Annotated in this window: 10 protein-coding genes; 7 read left to right on the plus strand and 3 right to left on the minus strand. The window is 63.8% G+C overall.

Annotated features, from left to right (window positions below; translation table 11 throughout):
- Both GSQ88_RS35195 and GSQ88_RS09945 read left to right on the plus strand, forming a co-directional pair.
- On the plus strand, window positions 1-195 hold a 195-nt coding region (locus GSQ88_RS35195), incomplete at its 5' end, for a hypothetical protein (RefSeq protein WP_210253779.1).
- 117 nt (window positions 196-312) lie between these two features.
- Window positions 313-684, plus strand: a complete 372-nt coding sequence (locus GSQ88_RS09945; protein WP_159007557.1) for a cupin domain-containing protein — start codon at window positions 313-315, stop codon at window positions 682-684.
- Here GSQ88_RS09945 and GSQ88_RS09950 read toward each other — a convergent pair whose 3' ends face one another.
- The 3 genes from GSQ88_RS09950 to GSQ88_RS09960 are packed head-to-tail and all read right to left on the minus strand — an operon-like array spanning window position 685 to window position 2991.
- On the minus strand, window positions 685-1470 hold the full coding sequence (locus tag GSQ88_RS09950) for an amino acid ABC transporter ATP-binding protein (RefSeq protein ID WP_246735187.1): 786 nt from the start codon (window positions 1468-1470) through the stop codon (window positions 685-687).
- Complete coding sequence (locus GSQ88_RS09955; protein ID WP_159007558.1) at window positions 1467-2129, minus strand: amino acid ABC transporter permease; 663 nt, start codon at window positions 2127-2129, stop codon at window positions 1467-1469. Before GSQ88_RS09955 ends, GSQ88_RS09950 begins: the two co-directional genes overlap by 4 nt.
- Before the next feature lie 13 nt (window positions 2130-2142).
- Complete coding sequence (locus tag GSQ88_RS09960) at window positions 2143-2991, minus strand: transporter substrate-binding domain-containing protein (protein WP_159007559.1); 849 nt, start codon at window positions 2989-2991, stop codon at window positions 2143-2145.
- 325 nt (window positions 2992-3316) lie between these two features.
- On the opposite strand from GSQ88_RS09960, the gene GSQ88_RS09965 reads away from it, so the two are divergent.
- The 5 genes from GSQ88_RS09965 to GSQ88_RS09985 all read left to right on the plus strand — a co-directional run.
- On the plus strand, window positions 3317-4234 hold the full coding sequence (locus GSQ88_RS09965) for an NAD(P)-dependent oxidoreductase (protein ID WP_159007560.1): 918 nt from the start codon (window positions 3317-3319) through the stop codon (window positions 4232-4234).
- A 12-nt stretch (window positions 4235-4246) separates the two neighbouring features.
- The gene (locus GSQ88_RS09970) at window positions 4247-4597 is read left to right on the plus strand and encodes a RidA family protein (RefSeq protein ID WP_159007561.1); all 351 of its coding nucleotides are present in this window, start codon (window positions 4247-4249) and stop codon (window positions 4595-4597) included.
- A 32-nt stretch (window positions 4598-4629) separates the two neighbouring features.
- Complete coding sequence (locus GSQ88_RS09975; RefSeq protein WP_174247970.1) at window positions 4630-5889, plus strand: pyridoxal phosphate-dependent aminotransferase; 1260 nt, start codon at window positions 4630-4632, stop codon at window positions 5887-5889.
- Window positions 5886-7559, plus strand: a complete 1674-nt coding sequence (locus GSQ88_RS09980) for a thiamine pyrophosphate-binding protein (RefSeq protein ID WP_159007562.1) — start codon at window positions 5886-5888, stop codon at window positions 7557-7559. The genes GSQ88_RS09975 and GSQ88_RS09980 overlap by 4 nt, the downstream gene beginning before the upstream one ends.
- The coding region (locus GSQ88_RS09985; protein ID WP_159007563.1) for an NAD(P)/FAD-dependent oxidoreductase at window positions 7556-8818 on the plus strand (1263 nt) is incomplete at its 3' end. The genes GSQ88_RS09980 and GSQ88_RS09985, both read left to right, overlap by 4 nt.

Consider the following 8818-nt stretch of genomic DNA (forward strand, 5'->3'; position numbering starts at 1 on the left):
GAAGTCCTCGGCGAACAGGGGCCGATTTCGGGTCTCTACGCCGCAGGAGAAATCACCGGGCACTTTTACGGCACCGCGCCAAACGCTGTTTCGGTGCTACGGGCCCTTGTGTTCGGAAAGATCGCCGGACGTCAGGCCATCGATTTCCTAGAGCATGATCCGGAAAAGTGGAAACCGGTTTTCCCTCGGGACTAACGCGAAGCGTTTGCCCGGAGATCATGCTCAAACAATAAAGTAGAGCGGGATGACGATTCGAAGATAAGTCATCCCGCTCTACTCGCGCGAACCGAACAAGTAGCAGAGGAGAGATAAATGGCTTCAGAACAAGGCGGCGCCTTCATCCGCAACATCGCGGAAGTGCCCTGGCGCGAATTCCCCAATCACTTCGGCGGCGCGCTGTCAAAACCCCTGGTGATGCCCGAGACGGCCGGCTCGCGTCACCTCGATTATCGAATTTCGATGTATCAGCCGATGGCGCATGTGGCGCGGCACACGCATCAGGTCCAGGAGCAGATCTACCACGTGCTCGAAGGCGAAGGCCTGATGGAAATTGCCGGCAAGAACCATGTCGTGCGCAAGCACGATGTTATCTTCTTGCCGCCGGGCGTGGAGCACGCGATCTCGAATTCGGGGTTGGTCGATCTGGTGTTTCTGGTGATTACGTCACCGGTAACGGATAGTTAGCTAAACTGCGGCCCGGTGAAACCGGCTCAGGAATGCGGCCAGTCGCGGATTCTGCGGCCGGCCGATCACATCAGCGGCAGCGCCAATTTCCGCCATCACGCCCTCGCTCATGAAGCCGACGCGGGTGGAGACGTCGGCGGCGAAGGCCATTTCGTGGGTGACCAGGATCATGGTCATGCCTTCCGAGACGAGATTACGGATCACCGCCAGAACTTCGGAGACCAGTTCGGGATCCAGCGCCGAGGTGACCTCGTCGAACAGCATCACATCGGGCTTCATGGCGAGCGCACGTGCGATCGCCACGCGCTGCTTCTGCCCGCCCGAGAGCTTGCCCGGGAAACTGTCGGCCTTGTCGGCGAGCCCGACCTTGGCGAGCAGGTCGCGACCGAATTCCCTGGCCTCGGCTTTCGCCATGTTCTTTACCTGCACCGGGCCTTCAATGACGTTGTCGAGCACCGACATGTGCGGAAACAGGTTGAAGTGCTGGAACACCATCCCGACGTCGCGGCGCAGCAGCGCCAGTTGCGCTCTGTCGGGACCGCACTGGCCTTCGCCGAATGCGAAGCGATGTCGGCCGATCGCCAGCGCGCCGTGCTGCGGCATCTCGAGCAGGTTCAGGCAGCGCAGGAAGGTCGACTTGCCGGAACCGCTGGCGCCGATCAGCGTCACCACCTCGCCGCGCGCCACCGACAGCGAGACGCCCTTGAGTACCTTGTTGTCGCCGAAGGCCTTCTGAATATTTTCCGCCGCGAGAATCGGGTTTTCTTTCAGGCTTTCCTGGCTCACCGGTGCGCTCCCATTCGTTGCTCGAGCTGATCGGCGACCAGCGTCAGTGGAAACAGCACGACGAAATACAGCACCGCGATCGTGGTATAGACCTCCAGCGGCCGGTAGCTCGCCGCCGTAATCACCGAGCCCTGATAGAGCAGGTCACCCACGGCGACGGTGGACACCAGCGAGGTGTTCTTCAACTGCATGATGGTCTGGTTGATGAGGGCAGGGATCATCACCTGAACGGCTTGCGGCAATATGATGCGGCGGAAAATCTTGCTTTGCTGCATGCCGATGGCCTGGCCCGCCTCCCACTGGCCGCGGTCGATAGCCTCAATGCCGCCTCGAAAGATCTCGGCGTAGAAAGAGCCTGCATAGAGCGACAGCGTGAGGAAGCAGGCCGTCGCTGCCGACATATCGACGCCGATCAGCACCGGCAGCGCGTAATAGACCCAGACAAGCTGCACCAGAAGCGGCGTGCAGCGGAACACTTCGATGTAGCCGCGCAAGGGGATGGTTACCCAGCGCGGAGCCGTCGTCCGCAGGATGCCGGCGGCGAGACCGATCGCGAGGCCAGCGATGACCGTGATCACCGTATAGAACACGGTAACGCCGAGCCCTTGCCAGATCAGCCCCCAATACGGCTTCAGCGCAGCGAAGTCCCACGCATACATCGCGGGCGCTCCGTCAGAACTGCACTTCGGGGGGAATATCCTCCGCGGTCAGGCCCACCGCCTCGAAGCCTTTCAGCATCCATTCCCGGGTCTGGCCCATCGAGCGGTTGTAATCGGCCCATGCGCTCAGGAAGTCCCTGTAACGGCGATCCGGCTCGGCGCGGATTCCCATGTTGGTCGGCAGCGTCAGCAGCGGACGCGGGATCGCAAGTTCGCCAAGCGCCGGATTTTTCTTCAGCGTCGAGATCGCGAGCACCGCGAGCGAGACATTGCAATCGGCGCGGCCGGTCGCGACCGCCAATAGCGCCTCGTCGCGGCTCTTGAAGCCGAGGATATTCGCCTTCGGGCAATAGTGCCGGGCGATGGTGTCGTGGGTTGAGCCGATGTCGATTGCGATCTTGACCTCGGGCTTGTTGATCTCCTCCCACGTCTGCGGTTTTGCAAAGCCTTTTTTGGTGATGACCGTGAAGGAATGGATCAGGATGGGCGTCGAGAAGTCGATGACGAGGGCGCGTTCCGGGGTCGGGTTGACGGCGAAAGCGATATCGACCTTATCGCCTTGCAGATCGAGGATCTGGTTGCCCCATGAGGATTCCACCACCTCGACCTTCGCGCTGAGCTTACTGGCGATATCGTTCGCCATGTCGACGCAGGCCCCCGACCATTTGCCGGTCGGAAGGTCCTTATGGAAGTAGGGCTCCTGGCCGACGATGACGGCGACACGCAATACGCCGGTGCGTTTGATGCGCTCGAGCGCCGAACCGGTGGGCGCGGCGGCGGTTTGCGCGGCGGCAGGATCGAGTGCGGCGGCGACGGCGACGCCGGCCAGCGCAACCGTGGTGAAAGCGTCTCTGCGATTCATGGTCTGAACCCTCGCTGAAATCTCCGCCCCGGGCGTCCTTGCCTTCGGCCGGATAAACTATTTCTGTATTCAGATATAAATGCAATATGGAATTTTATAAAGCTGACCAATCCCTCAGCGTTCAGTTTTCCTGCCCGTTTTATGCGCAGAATACGCTGATATAAGCTAATTTTGACCGCAGGATGCCTGAAACATGGCTCTTGCAACTCGAATTTAAATCTGAATACAGTGCTGGGCGCAGGATGCCGTCGGTGATCCGATGCGCCATCGCGGGCGCCGACATTTGTTCGGTAACGACCAAATCAAGAAGACAAAGGAGACACCCGTGCGAGCCGTATTCGTCGATGCCAACGACAGCCTGGCTGCGGTCACCGAGAAGCTGATCCGCCCCAACGACCCGAAGGTGGTGGTCAATCGCAATGCTTCGGTGACGTCAGAACAACTGCCTGACGTGCTCGATGGCGCCGAGATCGCGATCATCGACCATACCCATCTGCCGGTTGAGATCGCCGCGCAGTGCCGCGGTTTGAAGCATGTGGTATTTCTCGGCACCGGCGCGCGCAGCTATATGAATCCCGAGGCGCTCGCCGAACGCGGAATTGCCGTGCACATCATCAAGGGCTATGGCGATACCGCGGTGGCTGAATGCGCCATCGCGCTGATGTGGTCGGCCGCCAAGGGGTTCGCGCGCATGGACCGCGAGATGCGCGCCGGCAACTGGCTGCGCAGCAACGGCATCGAATTGACCGGCAAGACCATCGGCCTGATCGGTTTTGGCGGGATCGCTGCGGAAGCAGCAAGGATCGCGGCAGGCTCCGGCATGAAGGTGCTGGCGTGGAACAGGACGCCGAAGACGCATTCCGGCGTCGAATTCGTTTCCCTGGAGAAGCTGCTTGCTGAGAGCCATGTGGTCTCTCTGCATCTTTTGCTCAACGACGACACCAAGAACTTCCTGTCGGCCGAACGCATCGCGGTGATGCGCCCGGGCGTCATCCTGATCAATACCGCGCGCGGCGCCGTGGTCGACGAGGGCGCCATGATCGAGGCGCTTCGCTCCGGCCACATCGGTCATGCCGGTCTCGATGTGTTCGTCACCGAGCCGCTGCCGGCCGATCACGTGCTCACCACGCTGCCGAACGTCACGCTGTCCGCCCACTCGGCGTTCCGAACGCCGGAGGCAAGCGACAATCTCATCAACGCGGCGCTCGATCATTGCCGCCGCATCGTCACCACCGGACACTGAAGGAATATCGGCATGACGGCCATCGTTCGCATCGACCAGAACGCCCGGCGCAGCCGCGCCTCGGTGTTTGGCGACCTGGTTTTCCTTGCCGGCCAGGTGGCCGATGACAAGGATGGCGACATTGCAAAGCAAACCCACGAAGCGCTTGCCAAGGTCGACGACATGCTGTCGCGCGCCGGGACCGACAAGTCGCGTCTGCTCAGCGTGCAGATCTGGCTCAAGACCATGGACGATTTCGCGGCCATGAATGCGGTCTACGACGCATGGGTGGTGCCCGGTGACACGCCGACGCGCTGCTGTGGCAAGGTCGAGTTGGCCGATCCGGCCTATCGCATCGAGATCGTGGGGATCGCGGCGCGCTGACGGCGCGGAGCACTGACGGCGCGGAGGTCTTGATGTCGCTTGCTTCAACATCACTGTCTTCGGTACCGCGCACGATGCCGCGGGACGCAAGCTTTCGCGCGGCGCGGCGCCTTGGCGCCATCGGCATCTCCGAGATCCTCAAGATCGGCGCGACCGCGGCCCGGCTGAAGCGCGAGGGTCGGCCGGTCATCGTGCTCGGCGCCGGCGAGCCCGACTTCGATACGCCGGATCACATCAAGGCGGCGGCCGAGCAGGCCATTCGCGCCGGCCAGACCAAGTACACGGTGTTGGACGGCACCGCCGAGTTGAAGGCCGCGATCGCTGGCAAGTTCAGCCGCGAGAACGGGCTCGACTATGCGATGGACGAGATCACCGCGGGGGCCGGCGCCAAGCAGGTCATCCACAACGCCTTCATGGCCACGCTCGATGCCGGCGACGAGGTGATACTCGCCGCGCCCTATTGGACCAGCTATGCCGATATGGTGCTGATCGCGGACGGGCGCCCGGTCAATGTCGTCTGCCGCGAGGACAATGGTTTCCGGCTCGATGCGGCCGATCTCGAAGCCGCGATCACGCCGCGGACGCGGTGGCTGCTGTTGAATTCGCCGTCCAACCCGACCGGCGCCGCCTATTCGGAGGCGCAACTGCGGCCGATCCTTCAGGTGCTGAAGCGCTATCCTCACGTCTGGCTGATGACCGACGATATCTACGAGCATCTCACCTACGATGGGTTACCGTTCGTCACCGCGGTACAGCTCGAGCCGGGCCTGAAGCACCGCACGCTCACGGTGAACGGGGTCTCGAAAGCCTATGCCATGACCGGATGGCGCCTCGGCTATGGCGGCGGGCCGAAAGCGCTGATTGCGGCGATGGCGATCGTGCAGAGCCAGAGCACCACCAATCCGGCGTCGGTGAGCCAGGCCGCCGCGGTCGCGGCGCTGACCGGGCCGCAGAATTTTCTGCTCGCGCGCCGGATGGCATTCCAGCGCCGCCGCGATCTGGTGGTCGACGGGCTCAACGCCATCGACGGTATCAGCTGCCGCCGGCCGGAAGGCGCCTTCTATGTGTTCGCAAATTGTGCCGGGCTGATCGGCAAGCGTACCGCCGACGGCACCCTGATCGATAGCGATAGCGCGTTCTGTCGCTATCTGCTGGAACAGCATCATGTCGCGGTGGTGCCGGGCAGTTGTTTTGGCCTGGCACCTTTCTTCCGCGTGTCCTACGCGGCCTCAGAGATCAACCTCATCACGGCGATCGAACGGATTGCCGCAGCTTCCAGGATGTTGTCATGAACAAGATCGCTCCCAACGACCGTACCGGCGGCCAGATCCTGATCGATCAACTGGTCGCCCAGGGCGTCGAACGCGTCACCTGTGTGCCGGGTGAGAGCTATCTCGCGGCGCTCGACGCGCTGCATGACAGCGGCATCGATGTCTTGGTCTGCCGGGCCGAAGGCGGCGCGGCGATGATGGCGGAGGCCTATGGCAAGCTGACCGGACGGCCGGGTATCTGCTTCGTCACCCGCGGTCCGGGCGCGACCAATGCCAGTCACGGCGTCCACATCGCGATGCAGGATTCGACGCCGATGATCCTGTTCATCGGTCAGGTCGATACCGGCATGCGCGAGCGCGAGGCCTTCCAGGAAGTCGACTACAAGGCGATGTTCGGCACCTTGGCCAAATGGGTGGTCGAGATCGACCGGCCGGAGCGCATTCCGGAACTGGTGGCGCGCGCCTTTCGCATCGCCATGCAGGGCCGCCCCGGTCCGGTGGTGATTTCGCTGCCGGAGAACATGCTGACCGAGCGGGCGGCCGCAGCCGATGCGCCGCGCGTTGAACCGGCGCGGAATTACCCGGCGCCCGCCGACATCGCGGCGCTCGCGATCATGCTCGCCGCGGCCAAGCGGCCGATCGTCGTGCTCGGCGGCTCGGGGTGGGATGCCGAAGGCTGTGCCGCGATCGCGCGCTTTGCCGAACGCTTCGCGCTGCCGGTCGCAACTTCATTCCGTCGCGCCTCGTTGTTTCCCGCCGAGCATCCGAATTATGCCGGCGATCTCGGCATCGGCCCTGACAGCCGGCTCAAAGCCCGCATCGTCGGCGCCGATTTGATCCTGCTGATCGGTGGGCGGATGTCGGAAATGCCGTCCTCGTCCTACACGCTGCTCGATATCCCGACGCCGCAGCAGGCGCTGGTGCATGTGCACCCGGGTGCGGAAGAACTCGGCCGTGTCTATCAACCCCAACTTGCCATTCAGGCGAGCCCCGCTGCGTTCGCCGCGGCACTCGACGATCTGAGGTCAGCCGCCACGCCGGTCTGGAGCGGCGAGGCGGCCAAGGCTCACGCCGATTATCTCGATTGGACGGGCAAGCCGCGCGAGCTGCCGGGTGATTTCCAGTACGGCGAGGTGGTAGCCTGGCTGCGCGACCGGTTGCCAAAGGACGCGATCGTGTGCAACGGCGCGGGAAACTATGCCGGCTGGCTGCATCGCTATCATCGCTTCCATAGCTTCGCGGCCCAGCTTGCGCCGACCTCGGGCTCGATGGGGTATGGCGTGCCGGCGGCGGTGCTTGCCAAGCGCCAATATCCGGATCGGGTGGTCGTGGCTTTTGCGGGTGACGGCTGTTTCCTGATGAATGGCCAGGAATTCGCCACCGCCGTTCAATACGGCGCGGCGATCATCGTGATCGTGATCGACAATGGTCAATACGGCACCATCCGCATGCATCAGGAACGCGATTATCCCGGCCGGGTGGTCGCGACCCAATTACAGAATCCGGATTTCGCGCTCTATGCCAAGGCGTTCGGCGGTTATGGTGAGCGCGTCGAGCGCACTGCGGATTTCGCGCTGGCGTTCGAGCGCGCACTGGCTTCCGGCCAGCCTGCGATCCTGCACTGCCGGCTCGACCCACGCGCGCAATCCCATGCCAAGGATTTTGTGCCGACAGAGGCTGCCGCGTCATGAGCGAACCGTCCAGCCGCCACGTCGCTGTGATCGGAGCCGGCGCCATCGGCGTGGCCAGCGCCATCGAGTTGCTGCGTGACGGTCATCGCGTCACGATCATCGAACCGGCGGCGCCCGGCGGCGAACAGGCGGCGAGCTACGGCAATGCCGGCTGGCTGTCGACGCATTCGGTGATTCCACCGGCCGAGCCGGGCGCCTGGAAAAAAGTGCCGAAGATGTTGCGAGACCCGCTGGGTCCGCTGGCGGTGCGCTGGAGCTATCTGCCAAAAGTGCTGCCCTGGCTCGCGCGATATCTGCTTTCCGGCTGGACCGAAGCGCGGGTGGAGACGACGGCGCGCGCCTTGCGCGCGTTGCTGCTCGATGCGCCGGCCCTGCACAGGAAGCTCGCCGACGAGGCGGGGGTCGGCCATCTGATCGAACGCCAGGGGCTCATGCACATCTACCCGTCGCGCGCGGCGTTCGACGCCGACGCCCTCGGCTGGCGTATCCGCAAGCGCGTCGGCGTGACCTGGATGGAGCTGTCCGCCGACGAGATGCGCCAGCGCGAGCCGGAGCTCGATCCGCGTTACCAGTTCGGTGTGCTGGTCGAGGAAGCGGGCCGTTGTCGGGATCCCGGCGGTTATGTCGCAGCACTCGCCGCGCACGCCCGCGCGCTCGGTGCGCAATTCGTCACGGCGAAGGCCACGAGCTTGCGGTTGCAGGGCGGCAAGCCGGTGTCGGTCCTCACCGAGGGGGGCGAGGTCGCCTGCGACGCCGTGGTGATCGCCGCCGGCGCGCATTCGAAGCCACTCGCGGCATCGATCGGCGATCGCCTGCCGCTCGAGACCGAGCGCGGCTATCACGTCATGATCGTGAATCCGGAAACCGGTCCGCGCACCTCCGTCATGGCGTCCGATGCCAAGATGGTGGTGAACTGGCAGGACAACGGCCTGCGCGCCGCGGGCCAGGTGGAGTTCGCGGGGCTCGAGGCCGCGCCCGACTGGCGACGCGCCGAGATCCTGCGCGATCATTTGATCGGCATGTTTCCGAAACTGCCGAAGGATCTGCCGCCCGAGCGGATCCGTATGTGGCTCGGCCACCGGCCGAGCATGCCGGACGGCCGCCCGTGCCTGGGCTATTCGCGGGCCTCGCGTGATGTGGTCTATGCTTTCGGCCATGGCCATGTCGGGCTGGTCAGTTCAGCCCGTACCGGGCGCGTGGTGGCCCAGCTCATCGGCGGGCGCGAGCCGGAAATTGCGATCTCGCCGTTCGATCCAAAA

Origin of the sequence: Bradyrhizobium sp. S69 (assembly GCF_009766005.1) — a bacterium.
Lineage (GTDB): Bacteria > Pseudomonadota > Alphaproteobacteria > Rhizobiales > Xanthobacteraceae > Bradyrhizobium.